This is a genomic window from Cohnella thermotolerans DSM 17683 (assembly GCF_000429825.1).
In the GTDB taxonomy this organism is placed as follows: domain Bacteria; phylum Bacillota; class Bacilli; order Paenibacillales; family Paenibacillaceae; genus Cohnella; species Cohnella thermotolerans.
Genome location: NZ_AUCP01000001.1, coordinates 189,189 through 215,404, shown reverse-complemented (window position 1 = coordinate 215,404; position 26,216 = coordinate 189,189). Strand labels below are relative to the sequence as shown.

Here is a 26,216-nt window from a genome sequence, read left to right as displayed (position 1 = left end):
GTAAAATCAAGGTATGATGAGGGAAGTAATTGACCACCCTATTATCTGGAGGGATTTCCATGTCCAACAACGCAGCTATCGTGGAATTGTCTCAAACCGCCAACAAATTCCGCTCTTCCATCGTGCTTCAAGCCGAGAATAAATACATTGATGTGAAGAGCATCCTCGGGCTGTTCACGACGCTGGTAGGCGGACACGCTTACGAATTGCACGTGCACGGCCCCGATGCCGACGAGGCGAAGAAGGAGCTGGCGGCGGTATTCGCGAAGCACAATTTGAATGTCACGATCGTGGATTAATCCGCCTTCATAAGGCATCGTGGAATGAATAGACAGACAGCATGAGCCGAACGCCCCCGTCCGTCCCGGACGGGGGCGTTCTCCCAAAGCAAGGAGATGTTCCCGTGTCGATTACCGATCAACTTCTCGAACTGGTGTTCCGCTACCAATACATAGGCCTGTTCGGTGCGATGTCGCTCGGCATCGTCGGGCTCCCGGTTCCCGACGAAGTGCTGCTGACCGCCGCCGGCTACCTCATGTCGCGCGGAAGCATGCATCTGGGCTGGACGATGCTCGCAGCCGTCTCCGGCAGCGTCGTCGGAATGTCGGCCAGCTACACGCTTGGCCGCGTTATCGGCTTGAGGCTGCTGGAGAAATACGGCCGCCGGATCGGCTTCTCGCCGTCCCGGCTGGAGCGACACGAGAAGCTCTTCGCCAAGTGGGGCCAGGCGATCATTCTGATCGGCTACTTCGTGCCCGGTCTTCGGCACGCGACGGCAGTGCTCGCGGGCGTCGGCAGGCGCCCGTACCGTTCGTTCGCGCTGTACGCGGCGATCGGCGCCCTGCTGTGGACGAGCGTGTTCGAGCTTATCGGGGTATTGCTGGGGGAACATTGGAGAGAAGTGACCGCCATCGTCCACCGCAATTTCGTCTATCTGATCGCGGGAGCCGCGCTCCTGTCCGTAACGGCCTTGCTGTGGCGTTGGCGAGTCGGCGTTCGAAGCTGAGGCCCCGGCCGTCTTCCGTCTTAGACGGGACGCCGGAGCTTCCTTCGGGTTTTCTTGCGAATAAAGCGATTTAGCGGGTTCCTGTCCTTGTGCTTGCGGCCGATTTCGTCTAATATGAAAGGTATAGCATTGGTTGGCAAGTAAGGGCACAGGGGGAGTTGGAATGGCTTCATCGGATGTCATGGTGCACCTGAATCAGAAGGCGCTTCGCCTCCTGCAGGAAGATGCGGACAAAATCGAGAAACTGATCGCCATCCAAATGGAGAATCTGGCGACCCGCAAATGCCCGCTTTATGAGGAAGTGCTGGACACCCAAATGTACGGCTTCTCGCGGGCGGTCGATTTTGCGGTGCGGGCGGGACTCGTGGACGAAGGCGCAGGCAAGCTTCTGATCATGCAGCTGGAGCGCAACCTTGCCTTGCTATACGAAGCGATGGCGCAGAGGGACGCATAAATTTCTCTTGAGATGCAAGAAGCCTTGGAGGGGCCGGTTGGCCGTTCCAAGGCTTTTTGTGCGTTTGGCCGATGTCAGACGAAGAAGAAGGCGACGCCGAGCACGATATAAACGAGCAGCAGCAGCTTCCCTTCGTACCAGGTGGTCGCGCCGTCCCGCGAGATGGAGGTCGCGATCAGCACGGCGACGCCGATCGCGGCCAATTCGATGGTCGAGAAGAGGATGTCCATATGGTTATTGAAAAAGAGGCTGACGAAGACGAGCACGGGAGCGACGAACAGGGCGATCTGCAGGCTGCTTCCGACGGCGATCTCCACGGCGGCGCCGATCTTGTTCTTCAAGGCGAGCATGACCGCGGCGCTGTGTTCGGCGGCGTTGCCGACAATGGCGACGATGAAGGCGCCGACGAACAGCTCGGACAGCCCGAATTTGTGCGTGAACACTTCCAAGGTCCCGACCAGCCATTCGCTGACGAAGGCGACCATGACGGTGGCCAGCACGAGATACAGTACGGACTTGCCTCGCGACCAGGCGGCCGTCTCGCCGTGGTCCGGCTTCGTCTCTTCGTTGTCCTCGAGCAGGCTTTTGTGCGTGATCATCGAGTACACGAGCCATCCTGCATAAGCGACGATCAGAACGGCGGCTACGGTGACGCTGACCGACATCGTATCTTGCGAGGACAGATGCTCCGTTTTGACGAAGACGGCGGGGATGAACAGCGCAATGACGCCCAGCAGCATCAAGGAGGCGTTCTGCCCGGCCAGATGAATGTTGAATTTTTGCTCCTTGAATTTAAGCCCGCCCGCAAACGCGCTGGCCCCGAGCACGAGCAGCAGGTTGCCGATAATCGAACCTGTCAGGCTGGCCTTGACCATGTCGAACAGGCCTTCCTTGACGAGAAATATCGCAATAATGAGCTCGGCGGCATTGCCGAACGTCGCGTTCAGAAATCCGCCCAGCCGTTGGCCCGCGTAGTGGGCGACCGCTTCCGTCGCCTTGCCGAGGAACCCCGCCACGAAAATGACGGCGACGGCGGAGAGAACGAACTGCAACGTCACGTTCCAATGCGCATAATGCGCGATCGCGCTAAGAACGAAAAAAACGATGAGCAAGGGGAAAAACAACTTCTTCAACTGTACGACACCTCTCGAATGGGGGAACTTGGGAATGAGCTTGACTTTCTTACTATATCCAAAATAAAAGATGAAGTAAATGTGAACGGCGGAAAAGCCGTCTTGTTGCCTTGTGGCGGCTTCTTCCTTTACAATAGGAGTGATAATGTTCCGGGAGTGTGAGCCGCCGATGACCGAAGAGCTGCAGCAAGGATTGATTCGTATTTCCGACGATGTCGTTGCCACCATAGCCGGCCTCGCGGCGCTGGAAACGCCGGGAGTCGCCGCGATGTCCGGAGGGATCTCCGAGGGACTTGCCAAACGGCTGAGCGGGCGCAACGCGCAGAAGGGCGTGTCGGTCGAGGTCGGCCAAGTCGAGGCGGCCATCGATTTGCGGATTGTCGTACAGTACGGCATTCCGATTCAAGAGGTCGGCGTTCGTCTTCAGGAGAACGTTCGCGAAGCGGTGGAGAACATGACCGGTCTTCGCGTCGTGGAAGTGAACGTCAAAGTCGAAGGCGTCGCCTTCAAGGACGAGACGGAGAGCGACGACAGCCAGCGGGTGAAATAAACGAGAGAAGCAAAAAAGCGCCTCTTCCGGTTATCGGCCGGATAGAGGCGCTTTTTCAATATCGAATCGCCGCTTATGCGAATCCCGCTTGCGGAGACTCGCCGTTAAGCGGCCGATCCGGCTGGGCAGGTGAGCGGTCCTTTGCAGGTAGAGTCTTACCTTCTCCGTTGAGCGGCTTCCCGGACGTCTCGGCCGTCCCGGTTGTACTCTCTTGAGATGCTGAGCAGGATACCCATGCCCATCATCAAGGCCAGCAAGGAGGACCCGCCGTAGCTAATGAACGGAAGCGTAACGCCCGTAAGCGGAATGGCGACGCTGACGCCGCCCATATTAATCAGAGCCTGCAGCCCGATCAGCGACACCATGCCGACGCCGACCAGCGTTCCGAAGATGTCGGGACAGCGAAGCGAGACGATCAGCGCCCGCCAGAGGAACAGCAGGTAGAACAGCAGGAACAGGCTCGTTCCGATAAAGCCGAGCTCCTCGGCTATGACGGCGAAAATAAAGTCGTTATAGGCGTACGGCAAGTAAAAAAGCTTCTGTACGCTGTTCCCGAGTCCCGCGCCGGTTAGACCGCCGTGACCGAACGCCTCGAGCGAGCGGAGCAGTTGAAGGCCGTAGCCTTGCGAGTCCGAGAACGGATCCAGAAAAACGGTGAAGCGGGCGAGACGATAGCCTCCGTCGAAGTCCGGATGAGTCAAAAAATAAAGGCTCAAACCCAAGGCGCCGATGCCTGCGAGCACGCCCGCCGACAGGAACACATGCTTCAGGTTCGCGCCGCCGGCGACGATCATCGCCGTGGCGCACATGACCAGAATGAGGCAGGATCCCAGATCGGGCTGGAGCATAATGAGGCCGGCGACGATTCCGATGACGATCATGACCGGGAGCAGCCCGCGCTTGAATTCCCGAAACTTGTCCTCCTTCTTCGTAATGATGGAGGCCAAGTAGAGAATGACCGCAATCTTGGCGAACTCGGTCGGCTGGATCGAAAAGCCTCCCAGGCTGAGCCAGCTGTGCGCGCCGTTAATGTCCGAGGATGCGAACGGCACGATCATCAGCAGCAGGATGGAGACGAACAGAAACGGAGCGAACCATTTCTTGAACTTCACGTAAGAAACGTTCATGAGGAAAAGCATCATGAACGTTCCGATTCCGGCCCACATCAATTGTCGCTTCGTAAAATACAAAGCGTCGTACCCGTACTTCTTGGATACGACGGTCATGCTCGAGCTGGCGCTGAATACCATGACCAAGCCGAATCCGACCATGAGCAGCGTCAGAATAAGCAGCAGGAAATCCGGCGTTCCCCGCCCGCCGCCTGCAGGGGTCTTCATTTCTTCGTCCCCCGGCCTCTCAGCTCAGCAATTGCTTTAATTCCTGAAGCCGCTGGTTAGCCGTGTTCAGAATCGGCTGCGGAACCGGCGATTCGTATTCCAGGCCGTGCGGGAACGTGGCGCGGCCGATGTAAACGGATTCGATCTGCAGCACGGCGTCGGGACGCTCCAGCTTGCCCTCAACGGCGCGCGTGCTGATGCGCAGGTAATAATCGTTGTTGCTTGCGCGGTCTTCGAGCTTCAAATCGTATGTAGCGCGGGTATATTCCCACTGCCAACGGACGAAGCCCAGCTTCTCGGCCGATTCGTCCAGATGCGCAAGGTCGCTCTTCAAACCGTTCAGTCCCGTATTCTCGAGAATCATCAAAGTGCCTCCTTTGGAAAATGCAAACAAGCCTCTGTTTACCCTCCATCATAGACGGTTTGGCGGGCTTCTGCAAGCCTGCCGTCGTCGGGATTTGCGAACGTTCGCCGATCCATCGGGCGGGATTACGAAGACGGCCGCTTTCTGTTACAATAGAAGGCAAATCGCATTTAGGGAGAGGAGAGGCGCCATGCCGATAAGAGAAGAGACGCTGCGGTCGCTGTACGGCGAGATGGTCGAATGGCGCCGATATTTGCACCGTCATCCGGAGCTGAGCTTCCAGGAATTCAAGACGTCGTCCTGGATCGCGGAGAAGCTGGAGGCCTGGGGGCTCGAAGTGACCCGGGGAGTGGCGGGGACGGGGATCGTTGCCCGTCTCAGAGGCGGCCGTCCGGGACGGACGATCGCCTTGCGCGCCGATATCGATGCGCTGCCGATTCAGGACGAGAAGACGTGCGAATACGCGTCGACCGTTCCGGGCGTCATGCACGCCTGCGGGCACGACGGCCATACGGCCGAGCTGCTTGCCGTCGCCCGGTATTACAGCCTGCATCGGGAAGAAACGGCCGGAACGCGGGTCTTTCTGTTCCAGCCGGCCGAAGAGGTGCTTCCCGGCGGCGCGGTCGGGATGATCGCGGCGGGGGCGCTGGAAGGCGTGGACGCGGTGTACGGCGTTCATCTGTGGTCGCCTTTTCCTTACGGCGTGGTCGCGACCCGTCCGGGCCCGCTTATGGCGTCGCCTGACGAGTTCGAAGCGGAGATTCTCGGGCGCGGGGGCCATGGCGGCCTGCCGCATCAGAGCGCGGATGCGATCGTCGCGGGGGCGCATCTCGTCGTGGCGCTGCAGACGATCGTGTCCCGCAACGTCGATCCGCTGGAATCGGCGGTCGTGTCCGTCGGCCGGCTCAGCGCGGGCGGCGCGAGGAACGTCATTGCGGACCGCTGCCAGGTGGAGGGCACGGTGCGCACGTTCACGCCCGAGGCGCGGGCTCTTGTTCGCCAGAGGCTTGAAGAGGTGGCCCGGCATATCGGCGCCATGCACGGCACCGAAGCCCGGATGACCTATTTCGAAGGTTATCCTCCGGTCGTCAACGACGCGGCGGAAGTGGAGCGTTTTTTCAAAGTCGCCTCGGAGCTGCTCGAGCCCGGCGAAGCGCGCCGCTGCGATCCGATCATGGCGGGAGAAGACTTCTCCTATTACTTGCGCGAGCGTCCGGGATGCTTCTTCTTCGTCGGAGCGGGCCGGGAAGACGGGACGAGCGCGCCCCATCACCATCCGAGGTTCGACATCGACGAGAGGGCGATGCTGACGGCCGCCAGGCTTCTCGTCGGCATCGCGGACGATTCCGCCGAAGATACGAGAAGGTAACGGAAGCGCGCAAAGGGCCGGCGGCGCTGCAACCCGCAGATGTCGGCTTACAGCGCGGCGCAGGACCCTTTTACGAATGGCAGGCGCTCTTTTCGGTCACGCTATGGTTTGCGTAACCGAAAGGAGGAGCAGAACATGCGCAAAGTGTCCGACATCATGAGCAAGGACTGCGTGACCGTCACGCCGCAAGACAATATTTACGAATGCGCCGTCTTGATGAAGAAGCACGACATCGGGTTTCTTCCCGTCGTCGACGGCAAAAAGCTGATCGGCGTCGTCACCGACCGCGACCTCGTGGTCCGGGGCTACGCGGAGAAGCACCCGGGCTCGGAATCGGTCATGACGGTTCTGACGAAGGAAGTGGAGACGATCTCGCCCAACCTGTCCGTCGACGAAGCCGGCTCGATCATGGCTTCCCGCCAAATCCGCAGGCTTCCCGTCGTGGAAGGCGGCGAGCTGCTGGGCGTCATCTCGATCGGGGACCTGGCGATGAGAGAAATTTTCGTGAACGAAGCGGGAGAAGCGCTGAGCGGCATCTCCGAGCAGGAGCATCGGGAACCAAGCTATACGCATTGAGAAGAAGGCGGAGCGGCTCGTCGGGGCGGCTCCGCTTTTCATTTGGACGGTTCAGCGCAGATAAGCTTCGCGTTTATGCCTGTCCGAATCGTCTCCGCAGAACGTCTTCGCCGGTCAAGGACGCGAAGGCGTTTTTGCTATGGACGAGGCGATAACGCGGCTGAATCTGCCCGGATTTGGACATCATGGGGACAGAAAGGGGATGAAGTTGTTCCATGATGCCATCCAATCAGTCGCGGCCTCTCGTGGCCCAATCCGACGGCACGTTGCTGCTCAGCGAGTCGCATCCCCGGTACGCGGAAGCTCGCGACATCCTCCGGGACGTGGCGGAGCTGCGCAAGCGTCCGGGCGAGTGGCATACGTACCGGATCACGCCGGTGACGCTGTGGAACGCCGCCGCTTCCGGCTGGACGGCGGAAGAAGTCGTCGCGAACCTCCGCGATCTGGCCCGGTACGGCTTGCCGGCTTTGCTGGAAGCGGAAATTCGCAGCCTCATGGGCCGGTACGGCAAATTGCGCCTCGTCCGGGAGGACGAGCTCGTGCTGCGTTCGGAAGATCCCGGGCTGCTGCGCGAGGCGCTGTCCTACCCGGGTGTTGACGCTTGCCTGCTCGGGCCTCCCGCCTGCGACAGCGTCCCGATCCGCCCGGAAGCCCGCGGCTGGATCAAGCGGGAGCTGATCGCCCGGGGATACCCGATCGTGGACGAAGCCGGGTACCGGGCAGGGGAAGCGCTGGACGTCGAGCTGCGGCGGACGACCGAAGACGGGCGAACGGTCGCGCTTCGGGATTACCAGGCGGAGGCGGTGGAGGCGTTCGCCCCGGCGGCCGGCGGCCGCCGCGAGAGCGGAAGCGGCGTCGTCGTGCTCCCGTGCGGCGCGGGCAAAACGTGGGTGGGCATGGGCGCGCTCGCGAGGCTTCGGTGCGAAACGCTGATTCTGACGCCCAACGCCACATCGGTGTCGCAATGGATTCGCGAGCTGCTCCGGAATACGACGCTCCGGGAACGGGACGTCGGCGTCTACGCGGGCGAGCGCAAGGAAGTTCGGCCGGTCACGGTGGCGACGTATCAAATTTTGACGCACCGTCAAACCAAAGACGGCGGGTTTCCGCATTGGAAGCTGTTCGTGGACCGGAATTGGGGATTGATCATCTACGACGAGGTTCATCTGCTTCCCGCTCCCGTCTTCCGGATGACGGCCGATCTGCAGGCGACGCGGCGTCTCGGCCTGACGGCGACGCTCGTGCGGGAAGACGGACGGGAAGGCGACGTCTTCGCCCTGATCGGCCCGAAGCGGTACGACGCCGCCTGGAAAAGTCTCGAGCGGGAAGGCTGGATCGCGAAGCCGACCTGCCGCGAAGTCCGGGTTCCGCTCGACGAGGAGACCGCTCCGCTTTACCAGGCCGCGCCGAAGCGCGCACGCCATCGGATCGCCGGAGAAAATCCGCTCAAGCTCGACGCGCTCCGCCGGCTGCTCTCCCTTCATCCCGAACGGCAGACGCTGATTATCGGGCAATACCTCGACCAGCTGCGCTTCGTCTCGGACCGGCTCGGTCTTCCCGTCATTACGGGCAGCATGCCGCAGTCGGAGCGCGAGCGGCTGTTCGACCGCTTTAACCGCGGGGAATTGAACGCGCTCGCCGTCTCCAAAGTGGCCAATTTCGCCGTCGATCTTCCGGACGCCTCCGTCGCCATCCAAATCTCGGGCAGCTACGGATCGCGGCAGGAGGAAGCCCAGCGGCTGGGACGCATTCTCCGGCCCAAGTCGAACGGAGCGGACGTTTATTTCTACTCGCTCGTCAGCGAGGGGACCGACGAGGTCGAATTCGCCCGCAAAAGGCAGCAATTTCTTCTGGAGCAAGGCTATCGCTACGAGGTGGACCGGTTCGTTCCCGAAGCGCCCTCCTCATCGCCGACGCCTGCGCCGAAGGAGGCTCGGACATGAACCTGTCGGAGACGCTGTCCCGACTGCCGGAGAAGCTGCGGGCCAAGCTGCTGGCCCATCCCGCCATTCAGGCCAGGCTGAAGGAAGGGGAGCCGCTGGAGTCGGCCGTCGGCGGCGCCGAATGGGCCCGGCGGTGGGCAGCAGCTGCCGACGCGGCTTCCCAGGCGCTTCTGGAGGGACTGATCCGGACGTTCGCGGGCCTTCCGTTCGGGGAAGAAGCCGCGGAAGCCCGCCTGGCGCGGGCAACGGATTTGACGGGGGCGGAAATTCGCGTGGGCCTCGCCCGCCTGCGGCGGGACGGCATCCTGTTCGCCGTTCGCAAAGCGTGGGGCAACCGGCTGCTGTACGTCCCGACCGACATGGTCGGCGTATGGCAGTTGACGCTTTGTCCGCCAACCGCGGAACCGCTCCCCGAAGAGCGCGAGGGCGCCGTGGAAGTTCGTTCGCCGGCCCGGCTTCCTCTGTCGCTGGAGCTGCTGCAAGTTTGGGCGGACATTCGGCGGCGCGGCTTTCCGCTCACGGCCAAAGGAGCCCCCCACAAGGCGCATGTGCAGAAGCTGGCGAGCGGCATGCGGTTGACGGCCGAAGAAATCGCCGATTCGGGCATTCTGGGCGAAGGCGGACAGCCGGTTCCCGCCAACGTCGCCTTGGCGCTCGACATCGGCCTGTGTGCGGGACGGCTTGTTCGGGATTCGGGAGGCATCGCGGCGAAGGACGAATTGGACGGCGTATGGGCGGACAAGCCCCTCTGCGACGCGGACGCCGCGCTGCTCGACCTCGCCACGGCCCGCTACGGCGGGCAGGAGGCCGGGCTGCACTGGGCTGCGACCGCGCTTCGCGGGCTGAAGCCGGGCAGGTGGTACCTTAAGAGGGAGGCGCTCCGGGAACCGGGGGCGGAAGAACGGGAAGCGCTCGGAAAATGGCTGAAGCTGATGGCATCGTTCGGTTGGATGGAGCTCGGCATGTACGGGGACGAGACGGCTTTCCGCTGGAGGATCGATCCGGCCCCGCAGAGCTTCCGTTCGGACGAGCCCGCGTTCGGTCCGATCGCATCGGAGGGCGGCGCCTTCTTCGTCCAGCCGGATCTGGAGGTGATCGTGCCGCCCGAGACGAGCTTCGGCGCGCGCTGGAAGCTCGAGCGCATCGCCGACCGGATGGCGTGCGACGTCGTGTCGATCTACCGGCTGACCCGGGCGTCGTGCGTTCGGGCCGGCGAAGCCGGCTTCGGCTTCGCCGATGTGGCGGCGTGGCTGGAGCGAGCGTCGGGCATGCCGCTTGCCGAGCCGGCCCGCCGGACGCTGGAGGACTGGTTCGGCCGCATCGGCAAATTGTCGATCTCCGACGCGAAGCTGCTTCGGGTCGAGAACGAGGAGCTGGCCGACCGGATCGCCCGGGATGCGCAAGCCGAGGGCTTGCTGCTGGAGCGGCTCGGCAGCCGCGCCTTCGCGGTCAAGCCCGACGGGGTGAAGGAGCTGACGCGCCGGCTGAACGAGCTCGGCTATCCGCCCGCCGTAGAGACAGCGCCTTCGCCGTCGGCTGCCTCTTCCCCGAACGGAAGCGCGCCCGGCAAACGTTCGAAGAACCCGCCCGCCCCCGGTACGACCGATCCCGGCTGGATACGGCGCGGGCCGGCTTTGTCGCTCTACGAGCCGGACGAATCGATTCCCGGCCGCGAAGACCTGTTCCCCGGACTGGACGCCGTTCCGGCGGCCTGGGTGCAGCGGCCGGGGAGGTATCACGTCTCCACCCGCCGGGAGCTGGTGGAGCGCGCCATCGCTTGGCGCACCGGCCTGAAAGTGAAACAGGGCGACCGCTGGTTCGCCTTCGTTCCGGAGACGCTGACCTCCGACGAGGGCGGGTGGAAGGTCGCCGGACGCCGGCGAGGCTTCGAAGACGGAGAAACGGCGGCGGACCGCGCGCTCGAATTGTCCGCCGACAATCTGGATGAGCTGATGATCGAGCTTCCGCTCGAGCCCGCGGGCGCGTCCCGGACAAATCGTTGACCGCTAGGCTTCCGTTTATGGTATGATAATGGGGAGCACTACAAGCCGAAAAGGTGGGGTGATCCCGTTGATCGGATTGACCGAGCACTTCCCCGCCGCCGAGGCGCCAGGGATCGCAAGGGAAGGAGAAGCCGCCGACTTTGCGTCTCTCATGTCCCTCGCCTACGAGCTGGGAGAAATGATCAAGCAATCCGCGCTGGCCGCGGAATACGTTTATTACAAGGACCGGGTCGGACGCGACGCCACGGTCCACGCCTTGGTTCGGGACTTCGCCAAAGCCAAGGAAAGGTTCGCCGAATGCGAAAGATTCGGCCGGTTCCATCCGGATTACAACGAAGCGTTGGACCGGGTGTACGAGATGGAGGCCCGGCTGGCCGCCATCGAGCCGGTCAAGCAATTCAAGGAAGCCGAGCAAGCCGTCGACCTCCTGCTGCACGAAGTATCGCTGCTGATCGCCCGAGCGGTGTCCAGCAGCATCAAGGTGCCGGACAACGATCCGAATCCGAAGGGCTGCGGCAGCGGAGGAAGCTGCTCTTGCGGCGGAGGAGGTTGCGGATGACGGAACATACGCCTACGCCGAACGGTTCCGCGGAGCAAGCGAACGGCCTTGCCCGCAAATTCGGCGAGCGGACGGGCTTCATCGTCTGGTACAGCGATTGGAAGGCTGCCCGCGGTCTGGACAAGTACGGGACGCTGCACTATTTGTCCCGCAAAATGCACTACGCGGTTCTGTACGTCGACTCGGACGTCTCCGAGGAGACGATGCGGAATTTGCAGCGGCTTCCTTACGTGAAGAAGATCGAGCGGTCCTACCGCAACGAGATCAAGACCGAGTACGACCGCAACGTGCCGGACAAGACGCGCTTTTACGGACTGTGAGCCGAGGCGGAGCGCCTGACCGAACGAATCTCCCTGAACGCTTGAAGCGGCCAGGGAGATTCTTTTTTTCTTAATATTTCTTTAACAAATTCGCGGCTTTTGCATGAAAATTCAGGAAAAACGGAAAGTGGACATCATTTTCAGTTAACTATATAATTAAAAACGAACAAAATGTTAACGTTTTTTTAATAATTAAAACAATTTCGCTTCGTTGCGAGGTGCGCCCACATTGACCAGAATTCTCGTCATTGAGGATGAGAAGATCATCGGAGAAATGATCTCCATGTATTTGACCGACGAAGCGTTCTCCGTCTGCCGAGTCGAGAACGGCAAGGAAGGTCTCGAGGCGCTTCGAACCTTCGGGCCGGATGTCATCCTCCTGGATCTGATGCTGCCGGATATGGACGGCATCGAGCTGTGCAAGAAGGTGCGCCGCCATTCGGATACGCCGATCATCGTCATCTCGATGAACACGAAGGTGAACGAGCGCATCCGGGCGTTGAATGCGGGCGCGGACGATTACTTGTGCAAGCCGTTCAGCATGCAGGAGCTGAAGGCGAGAATCGGAGTGGCCGTACGCAGGTACAAGCCTTCCCTCGCCGCCGAGGAAGCGGGTGCCGCCGCCGAATCGCGCTCCGGGCGCGGAATCGAGCTCGATCTTCAGAAGCGGCTCGTTCTGGTGGACGGGCAGCCGGTGGAAACGACCTTTTCGGAATTCGAGCTGATGAAGCTGCTGTTCGAATTTCCCGGGCGCGTCTTCTCGCGGGACGAGCTGATCAGCACCTTGCGCGGCCTCGACTCCTACGTGAACGACCGCTCGATCGACGTACATATTACGAATTTGCGCAAAAAGGTGGAGAGCAACCCGAAGGAGCCCAAGTTTATCCGCACGGTATGGGGGGTCGGTTATAAACTGGTACTGGAGTGAGCTCCCTTCGTGCCATTCCCCCGATTGATCTCCCGTGAGGGCCGCAACAAGCGCCGACGAACGGGAAGGAGGCCGCCGTTATGCTACATTCGCTGCGTTTGCGCACTTGGCTCCTGCTTCTTCTGACGACCGGCCTCACGCTCCTCATCTGCGGATGGATCTATTACGAGTCGGCCGGGACGACGATCCGCAACTCACTGCTCGACAATGCCGGCACTTCGGCCCGCACGGGCTCCGAATCGCTGGAGGCCCGAATCGACACGCTGCTCAAGCAAGCTTCGGCGCTCAGCGACCGCATCTCGGCCAATGCCGGCTCCGAGGAAGCGTATATGACGGCGCTGAAGCGCGAATTTTGGCCGCTGGCGTCGTTCACCTCGCTGGGCTACAGCAATTTGAAGGGCCGCCTCGTACTGACCGACGGCACCGTGGCCGACATCAAGACGAGTCCCGCATTCGCCAAGGCCGCCGCCGGCGTCACAGCGGTGACCCAATCGTACAACGCCCCGATCGGTCACGTCGCTCCGGGCGTCCACCTGCTCGTCCCAATCCGCGACCGCTATCGGATGGTCGCCGGCGTGCTCTGGGCGACGGCGTCCATCCAGACGATCGTCGACGGTCTCGCTCCGTTCGATTCCGACGACAAAGTGCGGGAACGTCAGCTCGGCGATTATGTGCTGTTGGACAGCGAAGGCAATGTCATCTATGCGACGAAGGACACGGCCCGCATCGATTACGGCGTCCGCCGCAGCCTCGTCCGTTCGCTGGACAAGGAGGACGGGACGATCGTGGACGACGGCGCCGACAAGCTGTTTGCTTCGAACGTGAAGGGCACCGGCTGGAGCCTTGTGTTCGTCGTGCCGACCGGCAAGCTGTTCGAACCGCTGCGGCGGCTGCTCGCCCGCACGATTGCGATTAGCCTGGCGGCGGAGCTGGCGCTTGCCGTTCTGCTGCTGGCGCTCATTTCTCCCCCTTTCAAGCGCATCCGGAAAATTTTGAGAACGACCGAGGCGGTCGCGGCGGGCCAGTTCCGCGTTCGGCCGCTGGCGCCGGGCTGGAACGACGAGATCGGAGCGCTCGCGTCGTCCGTCAACGGGATGGTCGAGCAGCTCCGGAATTTGTTCGAGCCGCTGCAGGCGGTCACGAAGCAGAACGATTACGGCATTATCGTGACGGACGAAAATTACGTGATTACCCAGTTTAACGAGACCGCCCAGCGGATGCTCGGCTACTCGGCGGAAGAGGTCGTCAAGAAGCGGACGCCGGTTTATTTCTCCTCGATGGAAGAGCTCGAAGCCAAAGCCCGGAAGCTGTCGGTCAAGCGCGGATACGCGATCCGTCCGGGAATCGAATATTTTCGGGCCAACCTGGACCGGCGAATGTCCTATTCCGAGGAGCGGACGTACGTTCGGAAGGACGGCTCTTCCTTTCCGGTTTTCCTGAACGTGAGCAAGATCGTCGATCATCTCGGCAGGGTATCCGGCTACGTCGGCCTGTTCCGGGACATCTCCGGGCAGAAGCAAATCCAGGCCGAGCTCATCCGGTCGAAGCAGGCCGCCGAAGACGCCAACACGGCCAAAAGCGCGTTTCTGGCGCGCATGAGCCACGAGATTCGAACCCCGATCAACGGCATTGTCGGCCTGGCGCAGCTGCTCGCGAGAACGGAACTGACGGAAGCGCAGCAGGACTATTTGCAGAAAATCGTCACCTCCTCGGAAGTGCTGCTCGGCATCGTCAACGACATTCTCGATTTCTCCAAAATCGAAGCAGGCAAGTTCAAGCTGGATAAATCGGCGTTCGAGCCGGAGGAACTGTTCCGCAAGCTTGGCGACACCTTGAGCATTTTCCTCAGCAAGAAGCAGTTGGAGATGATTTTCGACGTTCCGGGAACGCTGCCGCAGCGCCTCGTCGGCGACCCGCTCAGGCTGGAGCAGGTGCTGCTCAACCTGGCGAACAACGCGATCAAATTTACGAACCGGGGCTATGTGCTTTTTCAGGTGCAAATGACCGAGGCGGGCACAGATAAGGTTACGCTGGAATTTGCGATCGAGGATACGGGCATCGGCATCTCCGAGGAGCAGATGGCCCGTCTGTTCCAGCCGTTCTCGCAAGCCGACGGTTCGACGAGCCGCAAATATGGCGGCACCGGCCTCGGCCTCGTCATTGCCGCCGAGCTCGTCGCGATGATGGGAGGGAAGCTGGAAGCCGACAGCGTCCCCGGCGTCGGCAGCCGGTTCTCGTTCTCGCTGACGTTCCCGGTCGCCAAGGGAGATCCCGCGGCGGAGCCGCCGGTTCCGCCCGCGGAGGATGCCCGGATGCGCATTCTGTGCATCGAACGGCCGGGTCTCATGCAGCAAGCGCTGCAGGGCATGCTCGCTTCGCTGAACGCCGAGACGACGTTCGCAGACTCCTGGCGGGCGGCGCTGTCGCTGCTGAACGGCCTGGGGGACGACCACCGCTTCGATTATGTGATTTGCAATATGGAAATGCCGGACATGTACGGGACGGAGACGTGGCTCGAGCTGTTGGAGGCGGCGGGAACGGCGAGGACGATTGCGATGACGACGCCGTTCGGCCAGAGCGAATGGCTGCGTCTGGAGGAAGCGGAGCGGCCGTATCGGACGCTGATCAAGCCGGTGAACCGCAAGTCGCTGCGCAATCTGTTCGAGAGCATGCAGCAGGAGCGGACGCACGAGCGCCCGGCGGCTTCAAGCGGGACGCGAAAGCGGCGCAAGTCGGACAAGCCCCGCATTTTGTTGGCCGAGGACCATACGATCAATCAGCAGATCGCCTGCGAACTGCTGCAGAGCAAAGGCTACGAGACCGGCATCGCCTCCGACGGCCGGGAAGCGCTGGAGCGCCTCCGGGAGGAGCATTGGGATCTGGTGCTGATGGATTTGCATATGCCCGAGATGGACGGCTTCGAAGCGGCCCGCCGAATTCGGGCCGACCGGAACGGCTGGCAGTTGCCGATCGTCGCCATGACGGCCAACGTCCTGCTCGAAGATCGCCAGAAATGCTTCAACGCCGGGATGAACGACGTCGTCACGAAGCCGATTCAGGCGGATACGCTGTTCGCAGTCGTGGAGCGATGGGTGCGGCACGCCCGTCAGATCGATTGGGAGGACGCGCTCGAACGGGTGAACGGCAAGGAGATGATTATCCGGCACATGCTGCGGACGTTCGGACAGCAATACGCCGGCTTCGACGGCCGCCTCCGGAGCCGGCTGGCGGAAGGCGACGCGGAGGGAGCGCGAAAGCTGCTTCACGCGCTCAAGGGCGTGGCCGGCAATTTGTCCGCCCGGCCGGTGTTCGAAGCGGCCGCGGCGCTCGAAACCGCGCTCGCGGACGATGAGGGGGCGCATGCGGGAGCCGCCGCATGGAAGGAGCTTTTCGAGCGGCTGGAGCGAGCTTTGCGGGAGCTTTTGGAGGCGATCTATTTTGAGGAAAATAGACAAAATAACTCCCTTTATATTCCATAGATGGAGTCGATTTATTTTTGTGTTGAATCATCGGGAATCCATGAGTTAGAATGTACTTAACTTCCTATTTTTGTGCCATCGATATAGTTCTTTAGGCTTACATTCAGGAAGGGGGTAACCCGGTGAAAGACAAGCAGACCGAACGTTGGAGTACATACGAGCCGTTTCACGTCCCGCTAGGCGACAAGAAAATTGTCGACATCATTATCACCAATCACGCGCGCGCCCGTTGGACCGATCGGGTCGAAGCCGTGAAGACCGGTTACTCCGATATTGCCCAGTTTATGTGGCAATGCCTGAAAGAAGGCCGAATCGCTTCCTATTATCGACATGAGCAGGATGTTTATACGATCGACGACGACCTGATTTTCGTCGCCGAATTCGCGGTGTCGGAGAAGGATGTCGATCTGCTCGGCAATCCGCTGCACAAGATGATCGTCGTCACCTTTCTCGGCCGCATGTCGGAGACGATGGAGCTCCGCGATCTGAAAACTTATTATTCCTGGCTGCGCCATTCCAGGCGGATGACTTTGATCAAGAACAACCGCAAGCGAAGATGACAAGCATTCATTTCCAGCATGCCGCAAGGCATGCTTTTTCTTCATCATTCAGAACTTCTTTGAATACAAAGCTTCTTCGCCGTCCAAGGACGCGAAGGCGTTTTTGCTTGGCCCGCGGAAGGCGGCGTGGAGCGGGTCGGGGAGCGGCCCGAGTTGTGATATAATGGTAACGAACTTTCGAACGGAAAGGCGTGAAGAAGACAGATGTCGCTTAACGTGCACCAGCTCCATATCTTCTACACGGTCGCGGAGCGGGGAAGCTTCTCCGCCGCAGCGCAGGCGCTGCACATGACCCAGCCTGCCGTTACGATGCAGATTCAGTCGCTGGAAGACCGGTTCGGCGTCAAGCTGCTGCTCCGGTCGACGAAGAAGCTGGAATTGACCGAAGCCGGGCATTGCTTGCTGCCGCAGGCGCGCAAGGCGGTCGAGCTGATGCGGGAGACCGATTCACTCATGGCGAAATACGTGGAAGATTTGAAAGGCCAGTTGAAGTTCGCGGCCAGCCTGACGATCGGGGAATATGTTCTGCCGCGCCTGCTGGGGCCGTTCCTGCTTCAATACCCGGAAGTGTCGGTCAGCATGCGGGTCATGAACACGAGCGAGATCGTCGAGGAGATCGCCCATCACGGGCTGGCGTTCGGGCTCGTCGAAGCGCCGACCGACGATCCGGCCGTCAGCACGGAGCCGGTCATGAACGACGAGCTGGTGCTTGTCGCTCCCGTCGCCCACCCTTTCGCCTCCCGCGAGGAAGTGACGCTGGAGGAAGTGCTGCGGGAGCCGCTCGTGCTGCGGGAGAGAGGCTCCGGCACGCGGCAGGTGATGGTGGAGGAGCTGGAGCGGCACGGCATCAAGGAAGAGCAGCTGCGCATCGTCAGCGATTTCGGCAGCAACGGGGCCGTCAAGTCGGCGGTCGAAGCCGGGCTCGGCCTGACGTGCCTGTCGGTCTGGTCGATCAAGAACGAAGCGGCGCTCGGCTTGCTGAAGCCGGTGCGCATTCGGGGCGTCGCCTTCCGGCGCCAATTTTACGCGGTCCGGTCGAAGTCGGCCGATCTGCCTTTTCACGCTTCCGTGTTGCTAGAATATTTAAGGGGACTGACGCATGAACCGAGCTGATTTGCATACACATACGACGGCGTCGGACGGACTTCACCGCCCGGCGGACAACGTCCGGATGGCGAAGGAAGCGGGGCTGGCCGCGATCGCCATTACCGATCACGATACGGTCGCGGGCGTGGCCGAGGCGGCCGAAGCCGGCAAACGATACGGCATCGAAGTGGTGCCGGGCGTCGAGATCAGCACCTCCTTCGAAGGCCGTGAAATTCACGTGCTCGGCTACTACGTCGACACGGCGGATCAAACGCTGCTTCGCAGGCTGATCTCCCAGCGGCGCGTTCGCGACAGCCGCAACGAAGGCATCGTCTCCCGTCTGAACGAGCTCGGCATTCCGATCACGATGGCGCACGTCATGGAGGCGGCCGGCCGGGAGCCGGGCCAGGACGAGACGATCGGGCGGCCGCATATCGCGGATGCGCTCGTTCGCCTGGGAGCCGTCGCGACGACGCAGGAAGCGTTCGACCGCTACCTGGCCGAGGGCAAGGCGGCTTACGTCGCTCCGCCGCCGCGCATCTCGCCGCCGGAGGCGTTCGCGTGGATTCATGAAGCCGGGGGGACGGCGATCGTCGCCCACCCGGGCTTGTACCGCAACGACGCGCTCGCCGAGCGGTTCCTGCTGAGCGGCGCCGACGGGCTGGAGGCGTACCATTCGGATCACGAGCCCGCCGCCGAATCGTACTTCCGCGAGCTTGCGGAACGTCACGGCAAGCTCGTAACCGGTGGCTCGGATTTCCACGGCGCGCGCAAGGGGAAGGTGTACCACGGCCCGATCGGCAACCGGACGGTGGACGCGGCCGTGCTGACCGTGCTGCGGCGGCACGCGGCGAGGTAGCCCGCAACTGCGCGGAACGGCGCATCCGCTTCGCAGCGGGGCGGATGCGCTGGGGGCCGCTGTAAGCCGCTAAAAGCGGCTTAGGTGAGCGCGCGCGGCTGAATCGGCGTCTGTAAGCCGCAAAAAGCGGCTTAGAGGAGCGTGCGAGGTGCCGCCAACCGCAACCCCAAAAAAACGAGGAGTCCCCCGAAATCGGCAGGACTTCTCGTTTTTTTGCGCTCAAGGCTGCTTGATCGTACTCGCCAGGCTGCGAATGACGCTCTCGTCCGGCGTGACGAACAGCGTCTTCTGCCCCTCGTAAATGACGAAGCCCGGCTTCGCGCCGCTCGGCTTGCGCACGAGGCGGATGCGCGTGTAATCGACGGGCACGCGGCTCGACTCCTTCGCCTTGCTGTAGTAGGCGGCCAGCATGGCCGCTTCGTGCAGCGTCGTCTCGCCGAAGTCCGCGCCGCGAATGAGCACGTGGGAACCCGGGATGTCCTTCGTATGAAGCCACGTATCCGAAGGCTGGCCCAGGCGGTTCGTCACGTAATCGTTCTGGGTGTTGTTTTTGCCCACGTAGATCGGGACGCCCTCGCTGGACGTGTAGCAGAGCAGCGCCGGGCGGTCGTTTTTCTTTTTCTTCATCCCTTTGCCGGGCCCGCGGCTGCGGATGTACCCTTGCTCCGCCAACTCCTCGCGAATTTCCTCGATATCGGCCGGGGACGCCGTCTCCAGCCCCTGCAGCACCGACTCGAGGTAACGGATTTCCGCCTCGGCCGATTCGATCTGCTCGGTGACGACGGCCCGGCTGTTTTTGAGCTTGTTGTATTTTCGAAAATAGCGCTGCGCGTTTTCCGTCGGCGTCAGCAGCGGGTCGAGAGGGATGGCGATCGTCGGCTGATCTTCCTCGTAATAATCGGTGACCTCCGCCCGCACGTCGCCCCGCTCGATTTGATGCAAATGCGCGGTCAGCAGCTCGCCGAACCGGCGGAAACGGTCGGCCTCGTCCGCTTCCGCGAGCGTCTCCCGCAGCTTCTCCAGCTTTTTCTCGTTTTTGGCCATTTCGTTCAGAAGCAGGCGGGTCAGGTCGGTCGTCCGCTGGCGAACGAGATCTCGCTCCGCCTTGTCTGCGTAATACGACTCGAGGCACTCGTTCATCGTTGGGAACGAACGCTCGTCGCCCTGGAGATGCGTCAGGCGAACGGCTGAGAAATACGTTTTGCCGTCGGCCGTCTGGGCGATCGTCGGCTCGTACCGGTTCCGGGCGAATTCGCCCGTCATCTCCTTGAAAACGTTCCATAGCGCGTCCGGACCGCCGTCGCCCGCCCGAAACACGATTTCCTTCGCCAGCAACGGACTGACGCCCGAATAAGCGCCCACAATTGCGCCGGCCAACGCTTTGACGGAAGGCTCCCCGCCTTCTTCGCCAAGCGTCTCCAGCATCGCCCGGAACGACGCTTCCGTCGCTTCCAGCGGATTGATTTTCCCCTGCGGCGGCGGGGAGACGTACGGCGACCCCGGCATGACGACGCGGTAGCTGCTGATGGCCGGCGTCACATGGCGGATGCTGTCGTGGATCGTACCGGTGGCCGGATCGAGCAGGATGAGGTTGCTGTGCCGCCCCATAATCTCGAGCGCGAGCCGCTTGATCGTCAAGTCGCCCAACTCGTCGCGGTGGCGGACGTCGATCCAGACGATCCGCTCCATGCCGTCCTGGCGGATCTGCTCGATAATGCCGCCTTCGCAATGTTTGCGAAGCAGCATGCAGAACATCGGCGGCTCCTGCGGATTGGTCCAGGTCTGCTCGGTAAAATGAATGCGCGGCATCGAAGGGTGGGCGGACAACAGCAGCTTTTTGCCGAAACCTTGTCCCCGGATATGAAGCACGACTTCGCTGTCGGTAGGCTGATAAATTTTATGAATGCGGGCCCCGTTCAAAGCGTGAAGCTCGTGAACGAGCGCTCGGGTTACGATTCCGTCAAGCGACATCTCTGATTAACTCCCGGTTTGTTACGATTCGGAACGAATTCCGTTCTCCTATGATGCCACAGTTGCACGCAAAGGGAAAGTCCTCGCCTCCCCGCGCGGGGGGATATTTCCCGGCTTGTCTGAATACACATAGGGGAGAACGGCTGTCCAGCCGACGGCGGACGGCGATTTGCGGGAGGGGATGACCGTCGTGGAAGGGAAGGCTTGGCACCAGTTAAGCGAGAACGAACTGGCTTCATCGCTTGGTACCGACATCAAATCAGGATTAGCCCCGGAAGATGCGGAGCGCCGGCTGCGCGAACATGGCGTGAACGAACTGAGCGAACGGCGGGGCGAGTCGCCTTTGAAGCTGTTCCTTAATCAGTTCAAAGATTTTATGGTGCTCGTGCTCACCGGCGCGACCGTCATCTCGGGCTTGCTCGGCGAAATGCTGGACGCGCTCACGATTATCGCCATCATCGTGCTCAACGGGGTGCTCGGCTTCTTCCAGGAGTACCGGGCGGAGCGCTCGCTGAAGGCGTTGAAGGAGCTGTCCGCTCCTTTGGCCAAGGTCGTTCGGGGCGGCTCCATGCAGGTCGTTCCGGCGAAGGAACTGGTGCCCGGCGATTTGGTGCTGCTGGAAAGCGGCGACCGGGTTCCGGCGGACGTGCGGCTGATCGAGAGCAACCAATGCACGATCGAGGAGGCGGCGCTTACCGGCGAGTCCGTTCCCGTCGCCAAGACGGCAGGGGTGATCGACGCGGCGGAGCTTCCGCTCGGCGACCGCAAAAACTGCGGCTATCTCGGCACGATGGTCACCCGCGGCACGGCCAAGGGCATCGTCGTCAAGACCGGCATGAACACGGAAATGGGGAAAATCGCCGACCTCATCCAGCAGACGGAAGAGGCGGATACGCCGCTGCAACGGCGGCTCGAGCAGCTCGGGAAAATTTTGATCGTTCTGGCGCTCGCCCTGACGGTCGTCGTCGTGCTGGCGGGCGTGCTGCACGGTCAGCCGATTTACGACATGTTCCTCGCCGGCGTCAGCCTGGCCGTGGCCGCCATCCCGGAAGGGCTGCCGGCGATCGTGACGGTTGCGCTGGCGCTCGGCGTCCAGCGCATGATCAAGCGGCGGGCGATCGTCCGCAAGCTGCCTTCGGTCGAGACGCTCGGCTGCGCCTCGGTCATTTGTTCGGATAAGACGGGGACGCTGACGCAGAACAAAATGACGGTGACGAGGCTGTGGCTCGGCGGCCGGAACGTGGAGGTGACCGGCGAAGGCTACGAGCCGAGCGGGCAATTTCTCGAGAACGGACGGACCGTTGAAGTCAAAGGCGACCCGCTGCTCCGCCGCCTGACGCAGATCGCCGCGCTGTGCAATAACGCCGAACTGTCGCGGGAGGAGCAGGACGAGGCGAGGAAGAAGAAAACGGCCAAAGAGCCGGACGCGTCCGGCTCTCCGAAATGGCAAGTCAAAGGCGATCCGACCGAAGGCGCGCTGCTCGTGCTGGCCGGCAAGTCGGGCTTATCGCGTTCTTCGCTCGAAGCGCTGTATCCGCGCGTCAAGGAGTTTCCGTTCGATGCGGAACGCAAACGGATGTCCGTCATGGTGTCCCACCAGGGCGGCAAGCTGGTCTGCACGAAGGGCGCGCCGGATATGCTGCTGGAGCGCTGCGCTTACGTGCTGTGGGACGGAAACGTCGTGCCGTTAACGGGCACGCTCCGGCAGAAGGTGCTGCAGGCGAACGAGGCGATGGCGCGCGACGCGCTGCGCGTGCTCGGCTTCGCGTACCGCGACGTCCGGCCGCACGATCCATGCGACACGGAGGATCAGGCGGAGAACGGCCTCGTGTTTATCGGCATGGCCGGAATGATCGATCCGCCCCGCCGCGAGGTGTTCGACGCCATCGTCAAATGCCGCCAGGCCGGAATCAAGACGGTCATGATTACCGGCGACCACCGCACGACCGCGGAAGCGATCGCCCGCACGATCGGCATTGTGCCGAAGGACGGCAAAGTGCTGAGCGGCTCCGATCTGGCGGCGATGGAAGACGGAGAGCTCGATCGAATGGCCGACGACGTCTACGTCTACGCCCGCGTATCCCCGGAGCACAAGCTGCGCATCGTTCAGGCGCTGCAGCGGAGGGGACACGTCGTGGCGATGACCGGCGACGGCGTCAACGACGCTCCGGCCGTGAAGGCGGCGGACATCGGCATCGCCATGGGCGTCTCGGGAACGGACGTGACGAAGGAAGCCTCGTCGCTCGTGCTGGCCGACGACAACTTCGCTTCGATCGTGGCCGCCGTGGAAGAGGGAAGAGGCATTTACGAAAATATTCGCAAGTTTATCCGCTACCTGCTCGCTTCCAACGTCGGCGAAATTTTGACGATGTTCCTGGCGATGATGATGGGGCTGCCGCTGCCGCTCATTCCGATTCAAATTTTGTGGGTTAACCTGGTGACGGACGGCTTGCCGGCGATGGCGCTGGGCGTCGACCAGCCGGAGAGCGACTTGATGCGCCAGCGTCCCCGTTCCGCCAAGGAAAATATTTTCGCCCGCAGGCTCGGGTGGAAAATTATCAGCCGCGGCGTCCTGATCGGCGTCTGCACGCTCGCCGCGTTCGTCCTGACGCTGGGCGGGATGTCGGGATCGGGAGCCCAGCTCGTTCACGCGCAGACGGTCGCATTCGCCACCCTCGTGCTGGCGCAGCTCATTCACGTGTTCGACTGCCGCAGCTCCCGCTCGATTTTCCACCGCCGCTTTTTTGAGAACAAATTTCTCGTGCTTGCGGCTCTGTCTTCGCTGCTGCTGATGCTGGCCGTGCTGTACGTCGAACCGCTGCAGCCGGTGTTCAAAACAGTGCCGCTCACGCTTCGCGACTGGGCGCTCGTCTTCGTCGCGGCCGGCATCCCGACGTTCTTGATGGGCATCGGGAGCGTCTGGGGCTCGTCGCGCCGCCGCCGTAAAACGAACCGCATCTCTTACGGCAGCGCTCCGCGGCCTATCGCCCGGTAACTTCCTCGATCTTGGCGGGTTCCTCGTCGCCATGGTCGTCCGCGATGCCACGGGTCGAGTTGCGGAATTCCCGCAGCGTGTCGCCGAAGGCGCGGCCGAGCTGCGGCAGCTTCGCGGGCCCGAAGACGATCAGGGCGATCGCGAGGATGATGATCAAGCCGGATACGCCGATGTTGTTGAACATGCGCGCTCACCTCCTTTGCGGCCGCTCCTTCGGGAGCGGCTTGTCTTGTGATTGCAAAACTTTACGCCGGCTGCACGGACAGCTTCGCCCGCCGCCGGTAGTACCGGATCGAGACGAAGGCTCCCAGCTCGAACAACAAAATGAGCGGAACCGTCACCGACAGGTGGGAGACGAAGTCCGGCGGGGAGATGCAAGACCCGAGCACGGCCAGACCGACGTAGGCGAACTTGCGCACCCGCTTGACCGAATCGGGCGTCAGAAGGCCGAGCTTCGTCAGGAACAGCAGCACGAGCGGCATCTCGAACGCCACCCCCATCGGTAGGAGGAAGCCGAGCACGAACGAGACGTAATGCCGGATGCCGTACACCTCTTGCGCTCCGATGCTCTGGTTGAGCCGGATCATGAAGCGGATCATCATCGGCAGCCCCACCGTATAGCCGAAGGAGATGCCGACGAGGAACAGCGCGAACGACGCCGGCACGTAAACGAGCGCCGACCTCGCTTCGCTCTCGGTCAGCCCGGGGCGGCAGAACGCCCACACGTGATAGAGCGCGAAGGGCAGCGTCAGCACGATGCCCGCCAGCAGCGCGCATTTCATGTAGACGATCAGCCCGTCGGACAGCGAGAACACGCTCCATTCCACGCGGATCGCGCCGGAATGCCGCCTGACGAAGTCGAGCACCCGGGGGGAAGCGTACAGCCCGACGGCGAGTGCGGCGACGAACCAGGAGCCGACGAAGAGGAGCCTCCTGCGCAGCTCGCCGAGATGGGCGACAAGCTCGCGGTCGATCGCGTTGTCCCGTTCGTTCACACGAGGGAGCCGCCTTTCTGCAAATATTTCAAAATGCCCTCCGCCGCCCGGTAGGAGAGCGCGCCGACCGTCGCCGTCGGATTATAGCCGCTGTTGTGCGCGAAATTCGAAGCTCCGCAGACGAACACATTTTCCGCGTCCCACATTTGCAAGTAATTGTTCACGACCGAATCGGAAGGGTCCGAACCGATGATCGTTCCTCCGGTATTGTGGGTCGATTGGTACGGCACGATGTTGTACGTCGCCAGCTTGTCGTGCATTTCCGTCTTGGTCGCGCCCATCTGGTCGGCGATTTCCTTCGTTTTGGCCGCCAAATATTTGACGAGCTCCTTGTCCTGGTCCTCGAAATCGAACGTCATCCGGATGAGCGGCTGCCCGAGCGAATCTTTGTAGGTCGGGTCCAGGTCGAGGTAGTGGTGGCGCCACGGCATGCAGGAGCCTTGGGCGGCGACGTTCAGCATGCGGTTGGCGTATTTGATCGACGTCTGTTTGAACTGCTTGCCCCACGCCGGCGTGCCGTCAGGCGTCGGATTGTTCGCGATCGGACGAAGGCCGGTCTGAGTGAGGGCGATGTTCGCGCCGTGCAGAAACTTCAGATCGGAATGATCGAAGTTGTCCCCGTTGAAGTCGTCCAGGACGGCGCCGAGCGCCCCCGCGCCCATGAACGTGCTGAATTCCTTGTCGTCGTAATAAGCGGCGGTCGACGCGCCGTTCACTTGGTAGCAGTAGTTTTTGCCGACGACGCCGGTTTGCGTCTTCGGGTCGTAGGGCTTGCCCAGCTTCGACAGCAGCAGCGTCCGCACGTTGTTGAAGACGTAGCTGGCCATGACGACAACGTCCGCCGGCTGGAAGTATTCCTCGCCCGTCGGCATATGCACGTACTGCACGCCGGAGGCTTTCTTGCCGTCGTGCACGATTTTCGTTACGTTGGAGAACGTCCGCAAGTCGAGCTTGCCGGTGCTCTGAGCGACGGGGATAACCGTGACGACGGGGTCGGCTTTGGCCCCGTACTCGCAGCCGAAGCGCTCGCAGAAGCCGCAGTATTGGCAGGCGGCGCGCTCGATGCCGTCCGGGTTTTTGTAATTCTCGGACAAGTTCGCCGAAGGCATCCGGTACGGTTGGTAGCCGAGCTTCTTCGCGGCGTCAATGAACAGCTTGACGGAGGGCGGCGCCTTCATCGGCCCGGTCGGGAACGGCTTCGACATTTTGCCGACGTGCTCGGTCGTCGTCGGCTCGCCGGAGATGCCGGCCATTTGCTCCCACTTGACGTAGTAGGGCTCCAACTCGTCGTAGGTGATGCCCCAGTCGTGAAGCAGCATGCCTTCCGGAATTTTGCTTTTGCCGTAGCGCTCGATCGTCTTGGACCGGATTTGGAAGTCGTAGGGGAGGAAACGGAAATATTGGCCGTTCCAGTGGACGCCCGCTCCCCCCAATCCGATGCCGGGCAGGAACGAGCCGTACGAGCGCATCGGCAGGGCGGTAATCTTCTCGTTGTTGCGGTACGTGACGGTCTCCTTGGACAAATCCTGCATCAGCTCGTACCGGTTCGCGTAGCGGAGCTCGTCGTGCACGTGGTAGTAGTCGGCGGTGCTCCGGGATTTGCCTCGCTCGAGACCGACCACTTTATGGCCGGCTTTCGTGAGCTCGGAGGCAATGACGCCGCCCACCCAGCCCATGCCGACGATGACGACGTCTGTCTTCGGTAATTTGGTGGCCATCGGTGCCGTCG

Annotated in this window: 23 protein-coding genes; 16 read left to right on the top strand and 7 right to left on the bottom strand. The window is 61.9% G+C overall.

The genetic code is table 11. The annotated features are described in order from the left end of the window. Positions 1–59: 59 nt before the first annotated feature. The 3 genes from G485_RS0101040 (at position 60) to G485_RS0101030 (ending at position 1,460) form a co-directional block, all read left to right on the top strand. On the top strand, positions 60–299 hold the full coding sequence (locus G485_RS0101040; protein WP_027090980.1) for an HPr family phosphocarrier protein: 240 nt from the start codon (positions 60–62) through the stop codon (positions 297–299). Between the two features lie 104 nt (positions 300–403). Further along, positions 404–1,006, top strand: coding sequence for a DedA family protein (locus G485_RS0101035; RefSeq protein ID WP_051317930.1), 603 nt, complete (start codon positions 404–406; stop codon positions 1,004–1,006). 163 nt (positions 1,007–1,169) lie between these two features. Further along, positions 1,170–1,460 (top strand): Fpa/YlaN family protein, encoded by a 291-nt coding sequence (locus G485_RS0101030; RefSeq protein ID WP_027090978.1) that lies wholly within the window; start codon positions 1,170–1,172, stop codon positions 1,458–1,460. 74 nt (positions 1,461–1,534) lie between these two features. On the opposite strand, the gene cax is transcribed toward G485_RS0101030, so the two are convergent. Beyond that, complete coding sequence (gene cax, locus G485_RS0101025; RefSeq protein ID WP_027090977.1) at positions 1,535–2,593, bottom strand: calcium/proton exchanger; 1,059 nt, start codon at positions 2,591–2,593, stop codon at positions 1,535–1,537. A gap of 169 nt (positions 2,594–2,762) precedes the next feature. Here cax and G485_RS0101020 point away from each other — a divergent pair, with 169 nt between their 5' ends. Continuing rightward, on the top strand, positions 2,763–3,143 hold the full coding sequence (locus G485_RS0101020; protein ID WP_027090976.1) for an Asp23/Gls24 family envelope stress response protein: 381 nt from the start codon (positions 2,763–2,765) through the stop codon (positions 3,141–3,143). A 155-nt stretch (positions 3,144–3,298) separates the two neighbouring features. Here G485_RS0101020 and ftsW read toward each other — a convergent pair whose 3' ends face one another. After that, complete coding sequence (ftsW, locus tag G485_RS24695) at positions 3,299–4,480, bottom strand: putative lipid II flippase FtsW (protein WP_035154310.1); 1,182 nt, start codon at positions 4,478–4,480, stop codon at positions 3,299–3,301. A gap of 19 nt (positions 4,481–4,499) precedes the next feature. Then, positions 4,500–4,844: a YugN family protein gene (locus G485_RS0101010; RefSeq protein WP_027090975.1), complete on the bottom strand. Its 345-nt coding sequence runs from the start codon at positions 4,842–4,844 to the stop codon at positions 4,500–4,502. 190 nt (positions 4,845–5,034) lie between these two features. Between G485_RS0101010 and G485_RS0101005 the strand changes: the two genes are divergently transcribed. From G485_RS0101005 to G485_RS0100955, 11 genes are all read left to right on the top strand, one after another. Continuing rightward, positions 5,035–6,213 (top strand): M20 family metallopeptidase, encoded by a 1,179-nt coding sequence (locus tag G485_RS0101005; RefSeq protein WP_035154308.1) that lies wholly within the window; start codon positions 5,035–5,037, stop codon positions 6,211–6,213. A gap of 135 nt (positions 6,214–6,348) precedes the next feature. Further along, positions 6,349–6,789: a CBS domain-containing protein gene (locus G485_RS0101000; RefSeq protein ID WP_027090973.1), complete on the top strand. Its 441-nt coding sequence runs from the start codon at positions 6,349–6,351 to the stop codon at positions 6,787–6,789. A gap of 218 nt (positions 6,790–7,007) precedes the next feature. Next, positions 7,008–8,732, top strand: coding sequence for a DNA repair helicase XPB (locus G485_RS0100995; RefSeq protein ID WP_027090972.1), 1,725 nt, complete (start codon positions 7,008–7,010; stop codon positions 8,730–8,732). Then, entirely contained in the window at positions 8,729–10,735 is a 2,007-nt protein-coding gene (locus G485_RS0100990; protein WP_027090971.1) for a helicase-associated domain-containing protein, read from the top strand. Before G485_RS0100995 ends, G485_RS0100990 begins: the two co-directional genes overlap by 4 nt. 70 nt (positions 10,736–10,805) lie before the next feature. Beyond that, positions 10,806–11,294 carry a YlbF/YmcA family competence regulator gene (locus G485_RS0100985; RefSeq protein WP_420805715.1) on the top strand — a complete coding sequence of 163 codons (489 nt, stop codon included), beginning with the start codon at positions 10,806–10,808 and terminating at the stop codon, positions 11,292–11,294. Then, the gene (locus G485_RS0100980; protein ID WP_084423041.1) at positions 11,291–11,614 is read left to right on the top strand and encodes a YlbG family protein; all 324 of its coding nucleotides are present in this window, start codon (positions 11,291–11,293) and stop codon (positions 11,612–11,614) included. The genes G485_RS0100985 and G485_RS0100980 overlap by 4 nt, the downstream gene beginning before the upstream one ends. A 229-nt stretch (positions 11,615–11,843) precedes the next feature. Then, complete coding sequence (locus G485_RS0100975; RefSeq protein WP_027090968.1) at positions 11,844–12,542, top strand: response regulator transcription factor; 699 nt, start codon at positions 11,844–11,846, stop codon at positions 12,540–12,542. Positions 12,543–12,622: 80 nt separating this feature from the next. Beyond that, positions 12,623–16,021: a response regulator gene (locus tag G485_RS28160; protein ID WP_051317929.1), complete on the top strand. Its 3,399-nt coding sequence runs from the start codon at positions 12,623–12,625 to the stop codon at positions 16,019–16,021. Positions 16,022–16,143: 122 nt separating this feature from the next. Continuing rightward, positions 16,144–16,581, top strand: coding sequence for a hypothetical protein (locus tag G485_RS0100965; protein ID WP_027090967.1), 438 nt, complete (start codon positions 16,144–16,146; stop codon positions 16,579–16,581). Positions 16,582–16,785: 204 nt separating this feature from the next. Next, positions 16,786–17,694, top strand: a complete 909-nt coding sequence (locus G485_RS0100960) for a LysR family transcriptional regulator (RefSeq protein WP_027090966.1) — start codon at positions 16,786–16,788, stop codon at positions 17,692–17,694. Beyond that, a complete protein-coding gene (locus tag G485_RS0100955; RefSeq protein WP_027090965.1) occupies positions 17,681–18,526 on the top strand; it encodes a PHP domain-containing protein in 846 nt (281 codons plus the stop codon). The genes G485_RS0100960 and G485_RS0100955 overlap by 14 nt, the downstream gene beginning before the upstream one ends. 219 nt (positions 18,527–18,745) lie before the next feature. Here the strand turns inward: G485_RS0100955 and G485_RS0100950 are convergent, their stop codons facing one another. Further along, positions 18,746–20,497, bottom strand: coding sequence for an Rqc2 family fibronectin-binding protein (locus tag G485_RS0100950; RefSeq protein WP_027090964.1), 1,752 nt, complete (start codon positions 20,495–20,497; stop codon positions 18,746–18,748). A gap of 190 nt (positions 20,498–20,687) precedes the next feature. Between G485_RS0100950 and G485_RS0100945 the strand changes: the two genes are divergently transcribed. Then, positions 20,688–23,492, top strand: coding sequence for a calcium-translocating P-type ATPase, SERCA-type (locus G485_RS0100945; protein ID WP_035154424.1), 2,805 nt, complete (start codon positions 20,688–20,690; stop codon positions 23,490–23,492). On the opposite strand, the gene tatA is transcribed toward G485_RS0100945, so the two are convergent. From tatA to G485_RS0100930, 3 genes are all read right to left on the bottom strand, one after another. Further along, positions 23,479–23,676: a twin-arginine translocase TatA/TatE family subunit gene (gene tatA, locus G485_RS0100940; RefSeq protein ID WP_027090962.1), complete on the bottom strand. Its 198-nt coding sequence runs from the start codon at positions 23,674–23,676 to the stop codon at positions 23,479–23,481. The genes G485_RS0100945 and tatA overlap by 14 nt on opposite strands. Positions 23,677–23,737: 61 nt before the next feature. Further along, entirely contained in the window at positions 23,738–24,487 is a 750-nt protein-coding gene (gene tatC / locus G485_RS0100935; protein WP_156922035.1) for a twin-arginine translocase subunit TatC, read from the bottom strand. After that, positions 24,484–26,205: a GMC family oxidoreductase gene (locus G485_RS0100930; RefSeq protein WP_027090960.1), complete on the bottom strand. Its 1,722-nt coding sequence runs from the start codon at positions 26,203–26,205 to the stop codon at positions 24,484–24,486. The genes tatC and G485_RS0100930 overlap by 4 nt, the downstream gene beginning before the upstream one ends. Positions 26,206–26,216 lie beyond the last annotated feature (11 nt).

What these genes read in the sequence shown, in the direction of transcription:
- G485_RS0101040 (WP_027090980.1), top strand. Translation starts at nt 60, where the DNA reads ATGTCCAACAACGCAGCTATCGTGGAATTGTCTCAAACCGCCAACAAA.
- G485_RS0101030 (WP_027090978.1), top strand. Translation starts at nt 1,170, where the DNA reads ATGGCTTCATCGGATGTCATGGTGCACCTGAATCAGAAGGCGCTTCGC.
- G485_RS0101020 (WP_027090976.1), top strand. Translation starts at nt 2,763, where the DNA reads ATGACCGAAGAGCTGCAGCAAGGATTGATTCGTATTTCCGACGATGTC.
- ftsW (WP_035154310.1), bottom strand. Translation starts at nt 4,480, where the DNA reads ATGAAGACCCCTGCAGGCGGCGGGCGGGGAACGCCGGATTTCCTGCTG.
- G485_RS0101010 (WP_027090975.1), bottom strand. Translation starts at nt 4,844, where the DNA reads ATGATTCTCGAGAATACGGGACTGAACGGTTTGAAGAGCGACCTTGCG.
- G485_RS0101005 (WP_035154308.1), top strand. Translation starts at nt 5,035, where the DNA reads ATGCCGATAAGAGAAGAGACGCTGCGGTCGCTGTACGGCGAGATGGTC.
- G485_RS0101000 (WP_027090973.1), top strand. Translation starts at nt 6,349, where the DNA reads ATGCGCAAAGTGTCCGACATCATGAGCAAGGACTGCGTGACCGTCACG.
- G485_RS0100995 (WP_027090972.1), top strand. Translation starts at nt 7,008, where the DNA reads ATGCCATCCAATCAGTCGCGGCCTCTCGTGGCCCAATCCGACGGCACG.
- G485_RS0100990 (WP_027090971.1), top strand. Translation starts at nt 8,729, where the DNA reads ATGAACCTGTCGGAGACGCTGTCCCGACTGCCGGAGAAGCTGCGGGCC.
- G485_RS0100980 (WP_084423041.1), top strand. Translation starts at nt 11,291, where the DNA reads ATGACGGAACATACGCCTACGCCGAACGGTTCCGCGGAGCAAGCGAAC.
- G485_RS28160 (WP_051317929.1), top strand. Translation starts at nt 12,623, where the DNA reads ATGCTACATTCGCTGCGTTTGCGCACTTGGCTCCTGCTTCTTCTGACG.
- G485_RS0100960 (WP_027090966.1), top strand. Translation starts at nt 16,786, where the DNA reads ATGTCGCTTAACGTGCACCAGCTCCATATCTTCTACACGGTCGCGGAG.
- G485_RS0100955 (WP_027090965.1), top strand. Translation starts at nt 17,681, where the DNA reads ATGAACCGAGCTGATTTGCATACACATACGACGGCGTCGGACGGACTT.
- G485_RS0100950 (WP_027090964.1), bottom strand. Translation starts at nt 20,497, where the DNA reads ATGTCGCTTGACGGAATCGTAACCCGAGCGCTCGTTCACGAGCTTCAC.
- tatA (WP_027090962.1), bottom strand. Translation starts at nt 23,676, where the DNA reads ATGTTCAACAACATCGGCGTATCCGGCTTGATCATCATCCTCGCGATC.
- G485_RS0100930 (WP_027090960.1), bottom strand. Translation starts at nt 26,205, where the DNA reads ATGGCCACCAAATTACCGAAGACAGACGTCGTCATCGTCGGCATGGGC.